Consider the following 17,719-nt stretch of genomic DNA (forward strand, 5'->3'; position numbering starts at 1 on the left):
TGCTGGTGGGCCTTGAAGCCTTTGGGATACCCCGGGCCGCCTCTCGTGCCTTGGTTCAAGCCCTCCGGCCGTTGGCTCGAGCAAGCCGGCTTCATGCCTTACCAACGACTTAAGATCGACGTTCAGCTCGGCAAGCTCGTCATCACGCATGCTTGAGTGAGCTTGTGGGTAGCGACCGATACTCGACCGGGTTCGCTTCACGGCTGCGATTAGCGATCGGCATCCGCATGTTGCCGATGATAAACCATTTCTGATCGCGCTCGAATACCATGATCGTCAATTCGACAACACCACTTTACATCTTCATTGCCGTTCCTCTTTGGAACTGAGCTGTATACCGTTACGGTGCCAGCCGTTGAAATTTAATCATTTCTATACCAAAGAGCCATCTTCATCATATCGCCGCCTCAAGTTCGGCAAAGCAACCAAAATCCTTTCGAGCTCCGACGTTCGCTTTGGATATACGGTCTTGAATTCCTCACTGCAGTAACGCTCGACAAAATCAAAATCACCATACATCATATGAACGACACACATTACGACACCCTCCTCCCTTTCCATCTCATCATAAATAATCCCATTCCGGGTAGTATACGGTGGCGGCAACGCCTTGAGGAGGTGCTCCTCATCAGTCAAATCGTAATAATCATCGAAAAACGAAATCCCATCTTTCATCATCGCCTCTAACACTACAGACATATCGCCAAAATCCAACGATCGTTCCTCGATAGTTTTCATTGCGTTGCCATCGAAGCGATTTGCCTTACGAATCTCTGCCAGGTACGTCGATTTGTTTTCGCAAATGAGACACGACAACCTCAGCTGCTCCGGCATGAATTTTAATAAGTGCGCGATTGTTTGAAAGCTAACCGTTGATACGGGAATGGCCTCATCAGTCAAGCGCTTGGTCAGGCTTTCTGCTCGCTTGTTCTTAACAACAACGCATGGCTGCAGATGTACAAAACCTCGATCGAAAGAGAAGCCCGGATCGATAATTAAATCCGTATGCTTCAGCAGGCTATTCTTAAATTTTCCGGACACAAACTTCCAGTCGGGAAACTTCTTCACGACCTCCGCACATACATCTTGCACTCGTTCTTTCAACATTTGCATAGTCAATTCTTTAGTTTCGAAGCCTGTAGCGGGCGCTAAATCCGGACCGCCAGGCATACTACCGCTCGCGTCCGGTGCCGCCGATGCCCCGTTATACGCCCCTTGGGCTGCCTGCGCCCAGGGCAATTCAGACGTTATCTTTTTCGCACCGGATTGCACTGATCCGAGAAACTGGCTCATCGGCCCCTGGCCCTAGTTCACCCCAGCTTTCTCCGCATTCATCCCATCAATGAATGCACCGGCCAGCGTGCTCAGCACACCACCATTTTTCGCTGCATCAGCCGCGTGCGGATCGGTGTTCTTCAACACCTCGTTCTGCGCACGCGTCGGCTCGCCCTGCACATTCTCGCCCGCCAACGCAGCTAGACCAACGCCGAGCAGCGTCGCAAAGCCCGCCATCGCCACCTTCTGATCGGTACTGCTCGACGACGCAGCTTGCACAGCCGAAAGCGGTTGCACACAGAGCGTTGCCGGGATGGACAAGTTAAGCCCTCGCCTTCCACCCCACCCACACCGCTCCACGACAAGCGCGCTACAGTAGATAACCGGAGACACCCCCACTCGCCCGTCCCACCCGGCCGCAACCCAGGAGACACGCCTTGACCTCCCCCACCTCCAACGAAGACCTCTCGAACTTCTGGATGCCCTTCACGGCGAACCGTCAGTTCAAAGCCGCGCCGCGCCTGTTGGCCTCGGCGCGCGGCATGTACTATCGCTCGCATGACGGCCGCGAAATCCTCGACGGCTGCGCGGGGCTCTGGTGCGTCAACGCCGGTCACTGCCGCGACGAGATCGTCGCCGCCGTGAAAAGCGCCTCGGAAGAACTCGACTTCGCGCCGACGTTCCAAATGGGCCACCCGCTCGCATTCAAGGCCGCGGCCGAAGTCGCGAAGATGATGCCGGCCGGGCTCGATCGAATCTTCTTCGTGAACTCGGGCTCCGAGGCCGTCGATACCGCCTTGAAAATCGCGCTCGCCTATCACCGCGCCCGCGGCGAAGCGCAACGCACGCGCTTGATCGGCCGCGAGCGCGGCTACCACGGCGTTGGCTTCGGCGGCATTTCGGTCGGCGGCATCGCGCCGAACCGCAAGACGTTCTCGGGGTCGCTGCTCGGCAATGTCGATCATTTGCCCCATACGCACGATCTCGAACACAACGCATTTTCGAAAGGGCAGCCGGCTTGGGGCGCGCATTTGGCGGACGAACTGGAGCGCCTCGTCGCCCTGCACGACGCCTCCACGATCGCCGCTGTGATCGTCGAGCCCGTCGCCGGCTCCACCGGCGTGCTGATCCCGCCGCAAGGCTATCTGCAACGCCTGCGCGAGATCTGCACGAAACACGGCATCTTGCTGATCTTCGACGAAGTCATTACCGGCTTCGGGCGCCTCGGCCACGCAACCGCCAGTGAACATTTCGGGGTGACGCCCGACCTCATCACGCTCGCGAAAGCCATCAACAACGCGGCCGTGCCGATGGGCGCCGTCGCAGCGAGCACGAGCGTTCACGACACGATCGTCCAAGGCGGCACGCCGGGCGCGATCGAGCTTTTCCACGGCTACACCTACTCGGCGCACCCGGTGGCCAGTGCAGCGGCCATTGCAACACTCGAGCTCTACCGCAAAGAGCAACTGTTCGAACGCGCTCGCGATTTGGCGCCCGCCTTCCAGCAAGCGGCGCATGCCCTCGCCGACGCACCCTATGTAAAGGACATCCGCAACCTCGGCCTCGTGGCCGGCATCGAACTCGAATCACGCCCGGGCGCACCGGGTGCCCGTGCCTACGAGGCATTCGTCAAGTGCTTCGAAGCGGGCGTGCTCGTTCGATATACGGGCGACATCCTGGCGTTTTCACCGCCGCTTATCATCAGCGAAGAACAAATCGGCCGCATCTTCGACACCGTTCGTCAAGCACTCTCAACGATCCAGTGACTCCAAAAAATCGACTCGCTCGAACGCCGAATTGCCGCTCGCGGTTCGCCGCGGCGCAGCATTCGGCGCGGCCTCACGTCGATTCAATCATACGTAGTCGCACCCATTGTTAAGTAACTAACCACATGCCAAGCTGTGCCGGGGGTGCCCATGCCAAACGGGCGTCGATCGGCTTGGCCGGCCGCATAGGCACTCAAAGGATTCGGCCACAAAAACGCAGAAGAACCGATGAGGCGAAGATGACCAATCAGCAATCCTTAGCAATCGCAGCGCGGTTCGACCGCCTGCCGCCGTCGCGCACCGTCTGGACCATGGTGATGCTCATATCGCTCGGCGGCGTATTCGAGTTCTACGACCTGTTCTTCACCGGTTATGTCGCACCGGGCATGGTGCAATCGGGGCTCTTCAAGCCCGAGTCGCTGGGCTTTTTCGCGGCACTCGCGCCGATTGCGGTCGCGGGATTCGGCACCTTCGTCTTCGCGACGTTCGCGGGTCTCTGGCTAGGCACGCTCGTGTTCGGTTTCGTCGCCGATCGCTTCGGGCGACGCTTCATCTTCACCTGGTCGTTGATCTGGTACGTCGTCTGCACGGCGATCATGGCGTTCCAGCACTCGGGCCAAGCCATCAACATCTGGCGGCTCATCGCCGGCATCGGCATCGGCGTGGAACTGGTGACGATCGATTCCTACATCTCCGAACTCATCCCGAGCGGCGAGCGCGGCCGCGCCTATGCGGTCAATCAGTTCATTACGTTCTGCGTGGTGCCGCTCGTCGCCTTCCTCGCATTCGTTCTCAAAGGCACGCATCCGTTCGGACTCGACTACTGGCGCGTCGTCATTTTGATCGGCACACTCGGCGCGGCGTTCGTCTGGATCATTCGCCGCAACGTGCCCGAAAGCCCGCGTTGGCTGGCACGCCAAGGGCGTGTGGACGAAGCGGAGCGCATCGTCGCCGACATCGAGCGCCGCGTCGAAGCCGAGAAAGGGATCAAGCTGCCGCCGCCGAAGCCCATCGGCACCGAAACGGAAGGCCGCGGCTCGTTCCGCGAAATTTTCGGGCCGCTGTATCTGAAGCGCACGCTCTTGCTGTCGGTCTTCAACATGGCGCAAGCGATCGGCTTCTACGGCTTCGCCGCATGGGTGCCGACGCTGCTCATCAGCCGCGGCGTGCATGTCACGACGAGCCTCCAATACGCGTTCATCATCGCGATCGCGAACCCGTTCGGTCCGCTGCTCGGCACGCTCTTTGCCGATAAGATCGAGCGCAAAACGCAGATCTGCGGCGGTCTGCTCATCATGGGCATCGTCATCGCGCTCTTCTCGCAAGCGTCCGCCCCGGGTCTGCTGATCGTCCTCGGCGTGCTGTTCACGCTCGCGTCCAATGTCATGTCGTACGCGTATCACGGCTATCAAGCGGAGCTGTTCCCCACTCGCGTGCGCGCGCGTGCCGTGGGCTTCGTCTACTCGTGGAGCCGGCTGGCGGTCGCCTTCGCGGGGCTCGCGATCGGCGTATTGCTGCACAAGTACGGCGTACCGGGCGTGGCGGTATTCATCGGGGCATCGATGGTGGTGGGCATCTGCATGATGCTCATCGGCCCGTCCACGAAGGGACGTTCGCTCGAGGCGATCAGCCACTGACGGCACTTGCAGCACGCACGCGGCCGAATAGCGCGTGCGCTCGCGGCGCGAGTGGCGTACTCTTTTTCCAAAGTGGTTTTTGGCATCACGCGGGAGACGGGGGCATGAACGCCCTCCCTCCGCGGCCAGCCGAAGTGCTAACTTGGATTCGAGGAGGCTCGCGATGACCGCACCCGTTCGCACTGGTGTCCATATCGAAGGTATTCATTGGGTCGCCGAATACCTCGAAGCCACGCACGAAATCCGCGTGCTGCGCGAAGGATTCGAAGTGGGGGTATGCGACGCGCCGCCCAGCCTATTCGGCGAGGAAGCCGAAGCCGGCTCGAAAAGCGTAGCCGATCACCGGGCGCTCGAAGCCGCCCTGCGCGCGTATCTACTTCGGTTCGTAGCCGAGCATGACGCGGAGGAATAGCGGCCGCGCATCGCCATACCGCTAAACCGGCATTCAGGGCGAGGTCGGTGCCGAGAGAAATCCGAGCACCGTGCGCGTGAATTCGTCGGCCCGCTCGATGTTCGAGAGATGCTGCGCCTCCAGTTCGACGAAGCGTGCACCTTCGATGCCCTGCGCAAGCGCCCGGCTATCGTCGGGGGGGACAGACGGATCGGCTCGGCCCGTCATCACCAGCGTCGGCGCACGGATCGCCCCAAGCTCGGCGCGCAAGTCCGCGTCGCCTATCGCCTCGCAGTTGCCGGCATACCCTTCACCGTCCATATGAACAAAGGCGTCGCGGATCGCCGCGTGCACGAGCGGTTCGCGCGCGGTGAAGGCACTGCTGAACCACCGCTTGAGCGTTGCATCGGCCAACGAGCGTGTTCCTTGCTCGCGAGCTTGTTGCGCTCGGGCGCTCCATACATCGGCGCTGCCGAGGCGAGCCGCCGTATGGGCCAAGACGAGCCGGTCGATACGGTCGCCGTGGCGGGCCCCGAGTGCTACACCGATCAGTCCACCCATCGATATCCCGCAGAAATGCGCCCGTTCGATCGAAAGCGCGTCGAATAAACCCAACGCGTCGGCGCACCAATCGTCCACCGTATACGGACCGGGCGGGGCTTCGGAACACCCCAACCCGCGCGTATCGAAGCGCAGCACGCGAAAGCGCGAGGAAAACGCCGCGATCTGCGCAGACCACATCGTGAGGTCGGCGCCAAGCGCGTTGGCGAGCACCAACCAAGGCGCATCGCTGTGCTCCGTACCGTCGATGCGGTAATGAAGACGTATCCCGTTGATGGCGACGAATGACATGGCGGCAATTCCTCGGCAATCGTAGGTGTTGGGACGACTGTGCGCTATTGTGCTACAGCGTTGGACCGCATAGGCGCATCGGGAAAAATCGTGAAACAATGCCTCTCATTGCGCAAGCCGTACGGGCGAAAAGAACGAGGAGTCAGCGATGAAGGAAGCTTCGCGAGAAAAAAAGGCAAGCCGGGCGGGCACACGCAAGCACGCGGAGGCGTCGTCCGCGGCACCCGCGCGGCCGAGCCGCGATGAAGCGGAGCAGGCCGTGCGTGTCCTGTTGCGCTGGGCCGGCGACGACCCGGCTCGCGAAGGGCTGCTCGACACGCCGGCCCGCGTCGTGCGCGCCTACGAGGAGTTTTTCAAAGGCTATGCGCTCGATCCGCGAGAGATCCTCGCCCGCACGTTTTCGGAGGTCGAGGGCTACGACGAAATGGTCGTGCTCAAAGACATTCGTTTCGAAAGCTACTGCGAGCATCACATGGTGCCGATCATCGGCCGCGCGCATGTCGCCTACTTGCCGAACCATCGCGTGGTCGGCATCTCCAAGCTCGCACGGCTCGTCGATGCATTTGCGAAGCGTCTTCAAATCCAAGAGAAGATGACGGTGCAAATCGCCGATACGTTGAATGACATCCTGCAGCCGAAGGGCGTCGGCGTCATTCTCGAAGCAGCCCATCAATGCATCACGACGCGCGGCGTGCACAAGGCCGGCGTTCAGATGGTGACCTCGCGCATGCTCGGCTCGTTCCGCGACGATCCCTCGACGCGACGCGAGTTCCTAGCCATCGTCGGTAACGCGGACGGCATGAGCGTCCCGAACGTGTAAAACGTTCGAGGATCGCGCTCGCGTCTTCCGTACTAACCGATTCGCACACGAGCCGCCTGCGTCGGCTTGGCCTTGCGCGGTGTCGAACGGGCGCCGTCGCATGCGATCAGCAACACGGCGCCGAGCACGCAGGCGATCGCCCACCACTGCGCAACGCCGATCGCTTCATGCAGAACAGCCGCCGCGAATGCGGCCGCGGAAACCGGGACGAACGCGGTCAACGCGCTCGCTTGCGCACCGGCGATGCGCGCCGCCCCCGCAAACCAAAGCAGGAATCCACCGACGGTCGGTACGAGCGCGTAATAGACCACGCCCGCAACGGCGAGGCCGTCGTAATGCAAGGTCCATGGCCGCTCGAGCAGCGCGGGCACGAGCGACAGCGCAAGCCCGATACCCGACATCGCGGTCGACATCTGCAACGGCGAGACAGGGGTTTTCAGCCGCTTGTTGAGCAAGATGAATAGCGCTTCGCACACCACGGCCAGTAAAACGAAGGCATCGCCAAGCAGCATCGGCGCCGGCGCGCCCGCCGCGCCGTGCGCCGATGCTTCGCCCGAGTGCGCCGTGCAGACGATCACACCGGCCGTCGCCAATGCCACGGCGCCCAGCGTCAGCGCGCCGGGCCGCTCGCGCAGCGCCACGATGGCCACGAGCGCGGCCACCGCGGGGAGGGTGCCGGCGATCACACCGGCATCGGTGGCCGATGTCAGCCGCATGCCGCTCAACAGCAACACGGTGTAGCCCACGCTGCCCGAGCCCGACTGCAACACGAGCAGCCACGCCTCGCGGCGGCTCACGCGCGGCCATGTCTCGCCGGTCAGTTTCATTGCCAACAAGAACAGCGGGAAGGCGATCGCAAAACGCAGCGCGGTAGCCGCGAACGGCGGCAGTCCATGCGCAATCAATTTGCTCGCCACCACCGTGCTGCCCACGCCGATCATGGCGAGTGCGCAAAAGAGATAGCCTGTCAAACGCGAACCCATCTCGTCGCTCCGAAGTAAAGGAATGCGACGCAGATTAGAGAACGCTAGAGAAGCGGTCTTGAACGAAATTGCAGGGACTGGACCGGAGGCCCGGTCATCGGCGAATCGAAAATCGCCGGTTCGGCTAACGAACCGCGCCCGCGTACTGTGCGGGAGTAATGCCGAAGGCTCGCGCGAACGCTCGCGTCATATGGCTCTGATCGGCGAAGCCCGCGCCCGCGGCCGCCTCGGCCAACGGCAAGCCGCGCTCGATGAGACGCCGGGCGAGCGCAATGCGCCGCTGAATGAGGTAGGCATGCGGCGGCAAGCCGGTATCGCGCGCGAACCCGCGCAGCAACTGGAATCGACTCAACCCCGCCTCAGCGGCGAGACCCGTCAGCGTGATGGATTCGCAAGGATCGTCGTCGATGCGCGCCTTCGCCCGGCGGATACTCGCGCTCGTACCGTCGGCCGCTTCGCCGGCCTGCCCACGCAAGCGCACCGTCGAATGACGGCGAACGAATTCGGCCATCAGCATGTACAGCGCCTCGTCGCACGCCAGCCGCTCCGACGTAACGCCGGCACCCGTCGCCTCGGCGAATCCACGCTCGAAGCGCGCGGCGAATGCCTCGTCGTGCAACACGGGTTGCTCGAGTTCGACCGACGCGGGCGTCGCCGCGCCGAGCTCGCCCGCCACGTCGTGCACCAGCGCCGGCTCGAAGTAGAGCATGCGCCACGCCCTGCCGCGGTCGTCGAACGGGCTGCCGTCATGCACCTCGCCGGGATTGACCGTAATGATGTCGCCGGCCCGCGCTTGCACCGGCCCCCGCCCGCTGGCCGAACGCTGCGCGCCGCGCAGCACGAGACCCACGCCGAACGTGTCGTGCGAATGGCGCGCAAAGGTTCGCGCGGTATCCGCCGACGTCGCCTGTACGCCGGCGACGGTGCACCGATACATGACGACGTCGGCGCGACTCATCGCCGCCCGCGTCCCCGCGTCTCGGGGTCTTCCCCGCGCGCGCCTTCGCGTACGTTGCCCTGCGACACGCTCGTGCCCGCCGCCACGCTGTGCGTGAGCCACACGTTGCCGCCGATGACGGCACCGCGCCCGATCGTGACCCGCCCGAGAATCGTCGCGCCGGCATAGATGACGACGTCGTCCTCGACGATCGGATGGCGCGCATGTCCTTTCACGAGCGTACCGTCGGCATCGGCCGGAAAGCTCTTCGCGCCGAGCGTCACCGCTTGATAGAGCCGCACGCGCTCGCCGATGATCGCCGTCTCGCCGATCACCACGCCGGTACCGTGGTCGATGAAAAAGCTGGGACCGATCTGCGCGCCGGGGTGAATGTCGATACCCGTGGCCGAATGCGCGATCTCGTTGATGAAGCGCGCAAGTAACGGCACACCGAGCCGATGCAGCGCATGGGCAAGCCGGTGATGCATGACGGCGAGCACGCCGGGGTAGCACAGCAGAATTTCGGTGATGTGCTGCGCCGCCGGATCGCCGACGTGAGCCGCTTGAATATCGCTGACGAGCGTCGCGCGGATACTGGGCAACTGCGCGCCCAGTTCGCGCGTGATTTCGAACGCGCGGACTTCGAGTTCGGGTTCCGGCGTATCGGCGTGCTCGGGCAAAAACCGCAGCGCGCGGCGCACCTGCTCGCAAAGCAGCCGCAACGTGTTTTCCAGCGTCTGCCCGACGTAGTAATCGACGCTTTCGTCGGTCAAATCGGGCGCGCCGTAGTGCGTCGGAAACATGACGGCGCGCAGGTTTTCGACGATGCCGACGATCGCTTCTCGGGAAGGCAGCGCTCGTATGCCGCGCGGATGCCGGGTTCGATGCAGCTCTTCGCGCGAGGCGCGTAGCTCGGCCACGATTTGGTCGAGGCCCCAATGGCGGGAAAGCGGATTCGACATGATGATGAAATGAGCGGCGATGCAGCTTCGAAAGTCGGACAATCCGAAGAGATTACCGCGTTTCGTTCCGTCTTGTACGCGCGGCACGCGCGCGGTTGCGCGCTAAACGGTGAGACTGCTCGCGTCGATCCAGCGCACCGCCCAATCGCGCGCATGAGCGATCGCCGCCGCTTCCTCGGAAAAACGCAAATCGTTGGGGAAAAAGCGGTTCGCCACGAGCTCTCCGTCGCTGGAGCGCGAGATGACGACGTACGGCTGAAACATGCCGTCTCCAGCCCTCGCGGGCGCGCAATTGAGCAAGTAACCGCGATGCGTGAATGCGGCGTCGGGGTGATGCATGAGTCGCCTGCCTCCCTGAATACGCTTGCTGCGACGTCGTGCGATGCGTCGCGCAGCCGCGAGAGAAGAGCGCCTGACTGCGTTTTCACCACGGGCGCCGGCTCGCAGGATTCGAATCATACTCTGTAGGGAACGCCGGTTCTATGGAAAAAAACGCCGTTTTTCCGCCCGCCACGGCGGACGGGCCGCGGGGCCAAGCCCCGCCGAAGCCGGAACGGGTTTTGCATCTCTCGCCGGCCGTTTGCGCGAACGTGTCGTGCCCCGCAACCGTGCGCCGGCCCACCCACCGCACTTGCAGTTGTTCGCGGCTGCGATACGATGGCGGAACGAGTGTGCACGCTCGATGCTGGCTCGAGTTCAAGCCGACGAATCGTGCCCACCTATCAGCGAGCAGACCATGAACGCGAGCCACCCGTTACCCGACGCCCCGATGCGGCGCGTGAGCCAGGCCCTACGCGCGCGGCGTACGCCGCTCGAGCCCGCCTCGGCCCGGCGATTCTCGATCGCGCTCGCGTGTCTCGGGCTGAGCTACGCGCTCGCCTGGCTGGAACTGCCGCTCGCGCAATTCGCGTCGATACCGGCGGAGAACGCCGCGCCGGTGTCGCCGTCGCTCGCGGCCGCGTTGACGGCGCGCGTAATCGTCGGCGTGCTCTATGCGTTCGTCGCGCTGCGCCATGCTTGGGCACGCTGGCTGACGGTCGCGCTATGCCTCGCGTCGATCGTCCTCGTATCGCCGCTACTGCCGCAAGAGTGGGTCGCGTTTCCGCTCGGTGCATCGGTGACGGCCCTGGAGTTGGCGGCCAAGCTGATCGCGGCGGTGTTACTCGTGCTGCCTTTGCGCATTCGGCTCGATACGCGCCCATAATGCGCCGACACACTGACGCCCCGACGAGGCGGGCGTGCCACGCGTGGTTGTTCATCGAGGAGCGAGGATGAAAATCGTGGTCATTGGGGCGAGCGGCACGCTAGGCGGGGCCGTATGCGCTCAATTGAAGCAACGCCATGAGATCGTCACCGTCGGCGCGTCGCACGGCGACTATCACGTCGACGCAACGAACCTACCGAACGTCGAGCGTCTCTTCCATGAAATCGGGCGCGTCGACGCTGTCGTCACGACGATCGGCAAGCTCCACTTCGGGCCATTTCATGAAATGACGGCGGACCAGTTTTGGATCGGGCTGCGCGATAAGCTCATGGGACAGATCAACGTGGTGCTGGCGGCTCAGCATCATGTCAACGACGGCGGCTCGTTCACGTTGACGAGCGGCATCTTGGCCGACGAGCCGATTCGCGACGGCATCAATGCGACCACGGTGAATCTCGCGCTCGAAGGCTTCGTTCGCGGCGCCGCGATCGAGTTGCCGCGCGGATTGCGCATCAATCTCGTCAGCCCGACCGTGCTCGAAGAATCGCTCGACGCCTACGGCCCCTACTTCCGCGGATTCGAACCGGTCAGCGCGCAACGCGCCGCGCTTGCATACTGCCGCAGCGTGGAAGGCGCGCAAACGGGCCGGGTTTATCGCGTAGGCGGTTGAGCGCCCCCGAGGCGGCGGAGCCGCCCTGAAAGGCGAAACGGGCCGCTACCGAAGACGGTCGGCACCGTCTTCGGCGAACCCGGCCGCTACTTTTCTCAACGGCGCTCGAACGTGCCGTCGCGTAGACGCCAAAGGTTCAGCGGATTGTCGTCCTGCACCGAGGACGGCAGCAGCTCGGACGGCAAGTCCTGGTAGCAAACCGGCCGCAAGAAGCGCTCGATCGCAAGCGTGCCCACCGACGTGGAACGCGGATCGGACGTAGCCGGGAACGGCCCGCCGTGCACCATCGCATGCGCCACCTCGACGCCCGTCGAGAAACCGTTCGCCAAAATGCGTCCGGCCTTGCGCTCGAGCGTCGGCAAAAGCCGGCGCGCGAGTTCGACGTCGCTTTGCTCCATGTGCAGCGTCGCCGTCAGTTGCCCTTCGATATGCTCCGCCAGCTCCACCATCTCATCGACGTTCGCGCACGTGACGATCAAAGACGTGGGGCCGAAGATTTCATCCTCGAGCGGCGCTTCGGCGAGAAAGCGCGATTGCGACGTCGCGAACAGCGCGGGCAACGCTGCATGTTGCGCATCGGTGCTCGCGCCTTGTCCGACTTGCGTCACGCCCAAGACCCCGGCCCGCTTGCCCACGCCATCGCGATAGGCGCTGGCGATGCCCGCGGTCAGCATCGTTTGCGCGCCCTTCTTTTCGAGCGCCTTCGACGCGGCCTCGACGAACGCCTGCCGGTCCGGACCGTCGAGCACGACGACCAGCCCCGGGTTCGTGCAGAACTGCCCGACACCGAGCGTCAACGAATCGACGAACCCGGTCGCAATCGCTTCCGCGCGCGCCGCCAGCGCCCCGGGCAATACGAAGCACGGGTTGATGCTGCTCATTTCGGCGTAGACGGGGATCGGCTCGCGCCGGCGCGCGGCGATATTCATCAGCGCGATGCCGCCGCCGCGCGATCCCGTGAAGCCGACGGCCTTGATCGCCGGATGAGCGACGAGCGCTTCACCGACGGCATTGCCCGCCCCGATCACGAGCGCGAACACGCCGGCCGGCAAGCCGCATTCGGCCACGGCCTCTTGAATCGCCCGCCCCACGAGTTCGGACGTGCCCAGATGCGCGGGATGCGCCTTGACGACGACGGGGCAACCGGCCGCCAACGCGGAGGCCGTATCGCCGCCCGCGACCGAAAACGCGAGCGGAAAGTTGCTCGCCCCGAAGACGGCCACGGGGCCGACGGGAATCTTTTGCAAGCGCAGGTCCGAGCGCGGCAGCGGCTTGCGCTCCGGCATCGCGGAATCGAGTGTCGCGCCAAGCCAGCGGCCGTCGCGCACCAGTTGCGCGAACAGCTTGAGCTGACCGACCGTGCGTGCCCGCTCGCCTTCGAGACGAGCCTTGGGCAACGCCGATTCGGCGTGTCCGCGTTCGATCAGCGCATCGCCGAGCGCGAGAATGCGTTCGCCGATAGCCTCCAATAGCCGCGCGCGCGTCTCGAGCGGCGCTTGGCGAAACGGATCGAACGCCGCTTGCGCCAGCCGGCACGCGCGATCGACGTCGCCGGCGTCGCCCGCCCCGAAGATCGGCTCCATCTCGGCGTTACGGGCGGGGTCGAACGCGCGCAACGTCCCGGCGTTACCGCGCACCGAGCCGCCAGCGATCAGCATGTCTCCCGTGATCTGCATCGTCGGATTCTCCAATTGAGCCGGCTCGCAGTCCGGCAGTAGTCGCAATGGCGATGACGGGCGAAGCCACGTCGGAACTATCGATGATCGCATGAATCTCGCTCAGGAGACCAAGGCTGTCCGGGTTGCCCACATGTTGGAATTCAGTGCTCCCGAAAACGCTCACCTTCGGGGAATCACAGTGAGGCGAACAGCGCTTAGTGTCTCACTCGAGAGCGGCATATGAGCCTGCGCTGAACCGGCTAGCGTGGTTTTTAGGCGAGAAAGGGCCGGTTCGATAGCCGGTTGTACCGCTAACGTGAGGCGGAGCGAGGCCATGAAGCTCACCGGCGCTATCTCCCGCAAACGCTCACCTTTGCGCCGGCGGCGATGCATGACGGCGCAACGTAAGAACCCGCGTTCACGCAAACGGCCAAGTCCGCGCGAGGAGCACGGCGTTCATCGCCACGACGACGCCGAAAATGGCAATGGCCAGGATGTGCAGCGCGCGCCCCAGGCGATGATCGCCCATCACCGCGCGGCTCCGCGCGAATCCGATCAGCGCCAACATCGGAACCGGCACCGCGAAGCTCAACACCACTTGACTGAGCACGAGCGAGCGCGTCACGCCCAAACCGCAGGCGACCACGATGAAGCTCGGCGCCATCGTCACCAGACGCCGCAACCACACCGGCAGCGATAGGCCCAGGAAGTCTTGCATGATCATCTGACCGGCCATCGTGCCCACGACCGAACTCGAGATACCCGACGCCATCAGCGCGGTCAAAAAAAGCCCGGCGGCCATCGAGCCGAATAGAGGCGTCAACGTGCGATACGCGGCGCCGATTTCCGTGACCTCGCGATGGCCATCGTGAAACGCGCCGCACGCCATGATGACCATCCCGATGTTGACGAGCCCGGCCACGGTCAGCGCGATGATCGTTTCCGCGTTCGCGTAGCGCACCAGTTGCGTTCGCTCTTGTTCGTTGCGCGGTTTGATGCGCTCGCCGCTGAGTCCGGAATGCAAGAACAGCGCATGCGGCATGATCGTCGCCCCGACGATGCCGGCGCAGACGAGCAGCGCCTCGCGATCGGGGATCGTGGGCACGATGAGACCCTGCAGTACGGGACGCCATGGGACGGACACGAACGCAAGTTGCGCGACGTAGGCGACGGCGATCAAACCCACGAGCGCGCCGATCGCGAGTTCGATTGGACGATAGCCACGCCGTTGCAGCGAGAGTAGAGCCCAGGTGAGAACGGCCGTGATCGCCATACCGGCGATCAAGGGAATGTGGGCGAGCAGCGAGAACCCGATCGCGCCGCCAAGGAATTCGGCCAGGTCCGTCGCCATCGCCGCGATCTCGCTGACACCCCACATCGCCCAGACGACGGGGCGCGGCAACCTGCGCGCGCACAGCTTGGCCAAGCTCTCCCCGGTCGCGACGCCGACCCGCGCCGACACCGCTTGAAACAGCATCGCGGCGCCGTTCGCGAATAAGACGGCCCACAGCAACGCATAGCCGTATGCGGCGCCCGCTTGCAGGTTCGTCGCCAGATTGCCCGGGTCGATGTAGGCCACGGAGACGACGACGGCCGGACCGGCAAACGGCAGCAGAAAACGTACTCCGCGTCGATGACCGCTCAACGCTTCGCGCAATCGCGAGGTCGTACGCGCACTCCAACTGGATTCGCGCTCTGACACCGGCGTGTCGTTCATGGGGCAAGCCTCGTTTCAAGACGGAGAAGGGCGGCGCCGGCCCGCCGGCGATGACGAGCCTAGCGGCGAAGCGGCACGCACCCCACTTTCCTACTCGCGCCTAGTGCTGACACATGGAGTTTGGCAGCGTTTTGCGCTTTCGGCTGCCGCGCGCTCGGAGAATCGGGAATGCATCGTGCTGACAGCATCGCGTCCGCTTCGCGCAACGATGGCGTCGAATGAAACTACCGCGTGCCTTGCCCACTCGCTTCCGGCGCTCGCTGACGTCGATCGTCGACACACGCGGCGCGCATGTCCTTGCAAGGGCCGTGCCGGTCGCTCCTCACGGGCGTTGCTCTATCTGGGGCCGTTCGAAGGAAAATGATTCGTCGATGTGAGCGAAAACGCACTGTATTGGTGTTTCGTCGTATTGAGTTGGCTGCCGATCTATGCGGTCATCTACATTGCGCCCCGGATGCTAGGCGGCCTCATCATGTGGGTGCCGGGCGGCGTGGCTTTTCTCCTCGGCGCGCTGACGGTCGCATGGCAATGGCTCGCTCGAGGGCCGAGGACGTCGCAGCCGCACGAACGGCTACCGCTCGGCGCGCAGCCTCGCCTTATATCGGGGAAGCAAACACGATGAAAAAGCCGCCACGCACGGCAACCGATTTGGTCATGCTGACACTGCCCGCCGTTCTGGCGATCGCGATGGGCGGCCCGCGCCACGGCCCACCGCCGGCCGCCCCGGCGCACGTGCAGGCCGACGCGGCGACGCTCGCGCGCGGCGAGTACGTCGCCAAGGCCGCCGACTGCGCCGGTTGCCACACGGCGACGCAAGGCGGAGCGCCTTTCGCGGGTGGGCTCGGCATGGGTTCGCCGTTCGGCACCATCAAGACGAGCAACATCACGCCCGATCCGCGTTTCGGTATCGGCGCCTACACCTACGAGGACTTCGAGCGCGCCGTTCGCCACGGCCGCGCCCCGGGCGGCAAGGTGCTTTATCCGGCGATGCCTTACCCCGAATTCTCGAAGATGTCGGACGACGACCTGCACGCGCTCTACGCCTACATCATGCTTCGCATCCCGCCGGTCGCGAAGCCGACCGAGCCGGCCGACGTCGCTTTTCCGTTCAACCAGCGTTGGACGCTGTATGGCTGGCAGTGGGCCTTCATGCCGCGCGGCGGATTCAAGTCGCGCTCGCCGGACGACCCTCGATGGACTCGCGGCGCCTACCTCGTTCAATCGCTCGGACACTGCGGCGCTTGTCATACGCCGCGCGGGTGGGGATACCAAGAGCGCGGCTATGACGAATCGGACGCTCGCTTTTTGACCGGGGGAGTGAACGACCACTGGTTCGCGCCGAACCTGACGGGCGATCCCGGCTCCGGCCTAGGCCGCATGGGAGAGGCCGATATCGCCGCCTTCCTAAAAAACGGCCATGCCCACGGCAATATCGCGTACGGCAGCATGGTCGAGCAGATCGAAGACAGCACCGAATACCTGTCCGATGCGGATTTGCTTGCCGTCGCCCATTATTTGAAGAGCCTGCCGGCGCAACAGTCGTCGAGTACCTTCGCCCCGTCGGCGCAGCCGGCCCGCACGAGCGCGAACGGCAACCACGTGGCCGACGCTCAATCGCTCGGCTACCTACAACGCGAAACGCGTACTCCCGAAACCGGCCACGGCGCAGGGAATAGCGATTGAGGGTTCGCTGGGCGCAATCACGCTGAGCCACGAAATGGTGAAGCGATGCAATCGCATTTGTGGTGCGTGACGCGGTCGGTCGCTTTACACTTCGCGTATTGCGATCCACGCGGCTTTCGAAACCGCTTCCAGTCATGGCGATGCAATTCAACGACGACGAACGCGCGGCGGTGTACCGCGCGATCTACGAACGGCGCGACATGCGCCATTTCGTGCGCGGCGCGGTGGACGCGACAGTGCTCGCTCGCCTGATCGATGCCGCCCACCATGCGCCGAGCGTCGGCTTCATGCAACCATGGCGCATTTCGCGCATTACCGATCCGGCGCTGCGCAGCGCGTTGCACGGTGCGGTCGAACGCGAGCGCGTACGCACGGCCGATGCGCTCGGCGAGCGGCACGACGAATTCATGCGCCTGAAGGTTGAAGGCATGCTCGAGTGCGGCGAACTGCTCGTCATGGCGCTGATGGACGGCCGCGAACGGCACGTATTCGGCCGCCGCACGATGCCCGAAATGGATTTGGCATCGGTGGCTTGCGCCATTCAAAACATGTGGCTTGCCGCGCGTGCCGAAGGGCTCGGCATGGGATGGGTTTCGCTATTCGACGTCGACGAAGTGCGTACGCTGATGCGAATGCCGCCCGGTGCGAAACCGGTTGCGATTCTCTGCCTGGGACACGTGGAAGGCTTTTATCCGAAGCCGATGCTCGAACTGGAGCAATGGGCCAAACGCATGCCGATCGGCGAATGCGTCTACGAAAATCACTGGCCGGCCGATCAAACGACCGCGCCGGCCTCCCACGATGACTGAGGCACCGCCGGTGCGTCAGCTTTCACAGCGGTAAAAGTCCATTTGCTGGCCAGCCGCTACAGCGCGGCGCAGCCAATCGGGCGGATCCCCGTACCCGTCCCACGTGTTGCCCATCGCGTCGCGATAAAGAATCGGGCGCTCCGCCTGCTTATCGGCGGAAATCGATTCGGCAACGGCTTCCACGGTAATGCCGTATTCTTCCATGCGGCGTCGCAGCCAGCGAATCAGCCGTTCGCGAGCTTCGCCTTCAAGCTGTTCCATCGATGATTCCGGTTATGGTTGATGCGGGGCGCTAAATCCCCAGTTGACCCGAGCCGAATCATACTCGACTCGTAGTCGAAAGGTTGCAGCCGCC

At 63.8% G+C, this 17,719-nt stretch carries 18 protein-coding genes and 2 pseudogenes; 10 read left to right on the top strand and 10 right to left on the bottom strand.

Features of this window, described 5'->3' with window-relative positions; all coding sequences use genetic code 11:
- The first annotated feature begins 12 nt into the window (after nt 1-12).
- Nucleotides 13-156: a SymE family type I addiction module toxin gene (locus C0Z18_RS33640; RefSeq protein ID WP_233217480.1), complete on the top strand. Its 144-nt coding sequence runs from the start codon at nt 13-15 to the stop codon at nt 154-156.
- Nucleotides 157-372: 216 nt separating this feature from the next.
- Here the strand turns inward: C0Z18_RS33640 and C0Z18_RS24930 are convergent, their stop codons facing one another.
- Both C0Z18_RS24930 and C0Z18_RS24935 read right to left on the bottom strand, forming a co-directional pair.
- Nucleotides 373-1,293, bottom strand: a complete 921-nt coding sequence (locus C0Z18_RS24930) for a hypothetical protein (protein ID WP_146014092.1) — start codon at nt 1,291-1,293, stop codon at nt 373-375.
- 12 nt (nt 1,294-1,305) lie between these two features.
- The gene (locus C0Z18_RS24935) at nt 1,306-1,596 is read right to left on the bottom strand and encodes a hypothetical protein (RefSeq protein ID WP_233217481.1); all 291 of its coding nucleotides are present in this window, start codon (nt 1,594-1,596) and stop codon (nt 1,306-1,308) included.
- A 158-nt stretch (nt 1,597-1,754) separates the two neighbouring features.
- Between C0Z18_RS24935 and C0Z18_RS24940 the strand changes: the two genes are divergently transcribed.
- The 3 genes from C0Z18_RS24940 to C0Z18_RS24950 all read left to right on the top strand — a co-directional run bounded on the left by C0Z18_RS24940 (nt 1,755) and on the right by C0Z18_RS24950 (nt 5,090).
- The gene (locus C0Z18_RS24940) at nt 1,755-3,041 is read left to right on the top strand and encodes an aspartate aminotransferase family protein (protein ID WP_102648127.1); all 1,287 of its coding nucleotides are present in this window, start codon (nt 1,755-1,757) and stop codon (nt 3,039-3,041) included.
- Between the two features lie 311 nt (nt 3,042-3,352).
- On the top strand, nt 3,353-4,678 hold the full coding sequence (locus C0Z18_RS24945; protein ID WP_199189544.1) for an MFS transporter: 1,326 nt from the start codon (nt 3,353-3,355) through the stop codon (nt 4,676-4,678).
- A gap of 163 nt (nt 4,679-4,841) precedes the next feature.
- On the top strand, nt 4,842-5,090 hold the full coding sequence (locus tag C0Z18_RS24950) for a hypothetical protein (protein WP_102648129.1): 249 nt from the start codon (nt 4,842-4,844) through the stop codon (nt 5,088-5,090).
- Between the two features lie 33 nt (nt 5,091-5,123).
- Here C0Z18_RS24950 and pcaD read toward each other — a convergent pair whose 3' ends face one another.
- Nucleotides 5,124-5,921, bottom strand: coding sequence for a 3-oxoadipate enol-lactonase (pcaD, locus tag C0Z18_RS24955; protein WP_102648130.1), 798 nt, complete (start codon nt 5,919-5,921; stop codon nt 5,124-5,126).
- Nucleotides 5,922-6,069: 148 nt separating this feature from the next.
- Here pcaD and folE point away from each other — a divergent pair, with 148 nt between their 5' ends.
- Nucleotides 6,070-6,741 carry a GTP cyclohydrolase I FolE gene (gene folE / locus C0Z18_RS24960; protein ID WP_102648131.1) on the top strand — a complete coding sequence of 224 codons (672 nt, stop codon included), beginning with the start codon at nt 6,070-6,072 and terminating at the stop codon, nt 6,739-6,741.
- 32 nt (nt 6,742-6,773) lie between these two features.
- Here the strand turns inward: folE and C0Z18_RS24965 are convergent, their stop codons facing one another.
- From C0Z18_RS24965 to C0Z18_RS24980, 4 genes are all read right to left on the bottom strand, one after another.
- Nucleotides 6,774-7,724: a DMT family transporter gene (locus tag C0Z18_RS24965; RefSeq protein ID WP_102648132.1), complete on the bottom strand. Its 951-nt coding sequence runs from the start codon at nt 7,722-7,724 to the stop codon at nt 6,774-6,776.
- Between the two features lie 124 nt (nt 7,725-7,848).
- The gene (locus C0Z18_RS24970; RefSeq protein WP_102648133.1) at nt 7,849-8,682 is read right to left on the bottom strand and encodes an AraC family transcriptional regulator; all 834 of its coding nucleotides are present in this window, start codon (nt 8,680-8,682) and stop codon (nt 7,849-7,851) included.
- Nucleotides 8,679-9,623: a serine O-acetyltransferase EpsC gene (epsC, locus tag C0Z18_RS24975; RefSeq protein ID WP_102648198.1), complete on the bottom strand. Its 945-nt coding sequence runs from the start codon at nt 9,621-9,623 to the stop codon at nt 8,679-8,681. The genes C0Z18_RS24970 and epsC overlap by 4 nt, the downstream gene beginning before the upstream one ends.
- Before the next feature lie 102 nt (nt 9,624-9,725).
- Nucleotides 9,726-9,962: a hypothetical protein gene (locus tag C0Z18_RS24980; RefSeq protein WP_102648134.1), complete on the bottom strand. Its 237-nt coding sequence runs from the start codon at nt 9,960-9,962 to the stop codon at nt 9,726-9,728.
- 397 nt (nt 9,963-10,359) lie between these two features.
- Here C0Z18_RS24980 and C0Z18_RS24985 point away from each other — a divergent pair, with 397 nt between their 5' ends.
- Both C0Z18_RS24985 and C0Z18_RS24990 read left to right on the top strand, forming a co-directional pair.
- Nucleotides 10,360-10,827 carry a hypothetical protein gene (locus C0Z18_RS24985; RefSeq protein WP_102648135.1) on the top strand — a complete coding sequence of 156 codons (468 nt, stop codon included), beginning with the start codon at nt 10,360-10,362 and terminating at the stop codon, nt 10,825-10,827.
- 67 nt (nt 10,828-10,894) lie between these two features.
- Entirely contained in the window at nt 10,895-11,497 is a 603-nt protein-coding gene (locus tag C0Z18_RS24990) for a short chain dehydrogenase (RefSeq protein ID WP_102648136.1), read from the top strand.
- Nucleotides 11,498-11,592: 95 nt separating this feature from the next.
- Here the strand turns inward: C0Z18_RS24990 and C0Z18_RS24995 are convergent, their stop codons facing one another.
- A complete protein-coding gene (locus C0Z18_RS24995; RefSeq protein WP_102648199.1) occupies nt 11,593-13,173 on the bottom strand; it encodes an aldehyde dehydrogenase (NADP(+)) in 1,581 nt (526 codons plus the stop codon).
- Nucleotides 13,174-13,573: 400 nt separating this feature from the next.
- Nucleotides 13,574-14,872 (bottom strand): Nramp family divalent metal transporter, encoded by a 1,299-nt coding sequence (locus tag C0Z18_RS25000; RefSeq protein ID WP_102648137.1) that lies wholly within the window; start codon nt 14,870-14,872, stop codon nt 13,574-13,576.
- Between the two features lie 331 nt (nt 14,873-15,203).
- Between C0Z18_RS25000 and C0Z18_RS33855 the strand changes: the two are divergent.
- From C0Z18_RS33855 to bluB, 3 genes and pseudogenes are all read left to right on the top strand, one after another.
- Nucleotides 15,204-15,329, top strand: a pseudogene (locus tag C0Z18_RS33855) (cytochrome c oxidase subunit 3); the annotation flags it as partial.
- A 230-nt stretch (nt 15,330-15,559) separates the two neighbouring features.
- Nucleotides 15,560-16,498, top strand: a pseudogene (locus C0Z18_RS25010) (c-type cytochrome); the annotation flags it as partial.
- A gap of 191 nt (nt 16,499-16,689) precedes the next feature.
- The gene (gene bluB / locus C0Z18_RS25015) at nt 16,690-17,364 is read left to right on the top strand and encodes a 5,6-dimethylbenzimidazole synthase (protein WP_102648139.1); all 675 of its coding nucleotides are present in this window, start codon (nt 16,690-16,692) and stop codon (nt 17,362-17,364) included.
- 15 nt (nt 17,365-17,379) lie between these two features.
- Here bluB and C0Z18_RS25020 read toward each other — a convergent pair whose 3' ends face one another.
- Complete coding sequence (locus C0Z18_RS25020; RefSeq protein ID WP_102648140.1) at nt 17,380-17,625, bottom strand: H-NS family nucleoid-associated regulatory protein; 246 nt, start codon at nt 17,623-17,625, stop codon at nt 17,380-17,382.
- Nucleotides 17,626-17,719: the final 94 nt, after the last annotated feature.

The organism is Trinickia dabaoshanensis, from assembly GCF_002879885.1.
GTDB classification, from domain to species: Bacteria; Pseudomonadota; Gammaproteobacteria; order Burkholderiales; family Burkholderiaceae; genus Trinickia; species Trinickia dabaoshanensis.

Bases quoted from the DNA above. Each gene is read 5' to 3' on its own strand.
- C0Z18_RS24995 (WP_102648199.1), bottom strand. From the start codon at position 13,173: ATGCAGATCACGGGAGACATGCTGATCGCTGGCGGCTCGGTGCGCGGT.
- C0Z18_RS24930 (WP_146014092.1), bottom strand. From the start codon at position 1,293: ATGAGCCAGTTTCTCGGATCAGTGCAATCCGGTGCGAAAAAGATAACG.
- C0Z18_RS24965 (WP_102648132.1), bottom strand. From the start codon at position 7,724: ATGGGTTCGCGTTTGACAGGCTATCTCTTTTGCGCACTCGCCATGATC.
- C0Z18_RS24940 (WP_102648127.1), top strand. From the start codon at position 1,755: ATGCCCTTCACGGCGAACCGTCAGTTCAAAGCCGCGCCGCGCCTGTTG.
- epsC (WP_102648198.1), bottom strand. From the start codon at position 9,623: ATGTCGAATCCGCTTTCCCGCCATTGGGGCCTCGACCAAATCGTGGCC.
- pcaD (WP_102648130.1), bottom strand. From the start codon at position 5,921: ATGTCATTCGTCGCCATCAACGGGATACGTCTTCATTACCGCATCGAC.
- C0Z18_RS24980 (WP_102648134.1), bottom strand. From the start codon at position 9,962: ATGCATCACCCCGACGCCGCATTCACGCATCGCGGTTACTTGCTCAAT.
- C0Z18_RS24950 (WP_102648129.1), top strand. From the start codon at position 4,842: ATGACCGCACCCGTTCGCACTGGTGTCCATATCGAAGGTATTCATTGG.
- C0Z18_RS24970 (WP_102648133.1), bottom strand. From the start codon at position 8,682: ATGAGTCGCGCCGACGTCGTCATGTATCGGTGCACCGTCGCCGGCGTA.
- C0Z18_RS24990 (WP_102648136.1), top strand. From the start codon at position 10,895: ATGAAAATCGTGGTCATTGGGGCGAGCGGCACGCTAGGCGGGGCCGTA.
- C0Z18_RS25020 (WP_102648140.1), bottom strand. From the start codon at position 17,625: ATGGAACAGCTTGAAGGCGAAGCTCGCGAACGGCTGATTCGCTGGCTG.
- folE (WP_102648131.1), top strand. From the start codon at position 6,070: ATGAAGGAAGCTTCGCGAGAAAAAAAGGCAAGCCGGGCGGGCACACGC.
- C0Z18_RS24985 (WP_102648135.1), top strand. From the start codon at position 10,360: ATGAACGCGAGCCACCCGTTACCCGACGCCCCGATGCGGCGCGTGAGC.
- bluB (WP_102648139.1), top strand. From the start codon at position 16,690: ATGGCGATGCAATTCAACGACGACGAACGCGCGGCGGTGTACCGCGCG.
- C0Z18_RS24945 (WP_199189544.1), top strand. From the start codon at position 3,353: ATGGTGATGCTCATATCGCTCGGCGGCGTATTCGAGTTCTACGACCTG.
- C0Z18_RS25000 (WP_102648137.1), bottom strand. From the start codon at position 14,872: ATGAACGACACGCCGGTGTCAGAGCGCGAATCCAGTTGGAGTGCGCGT.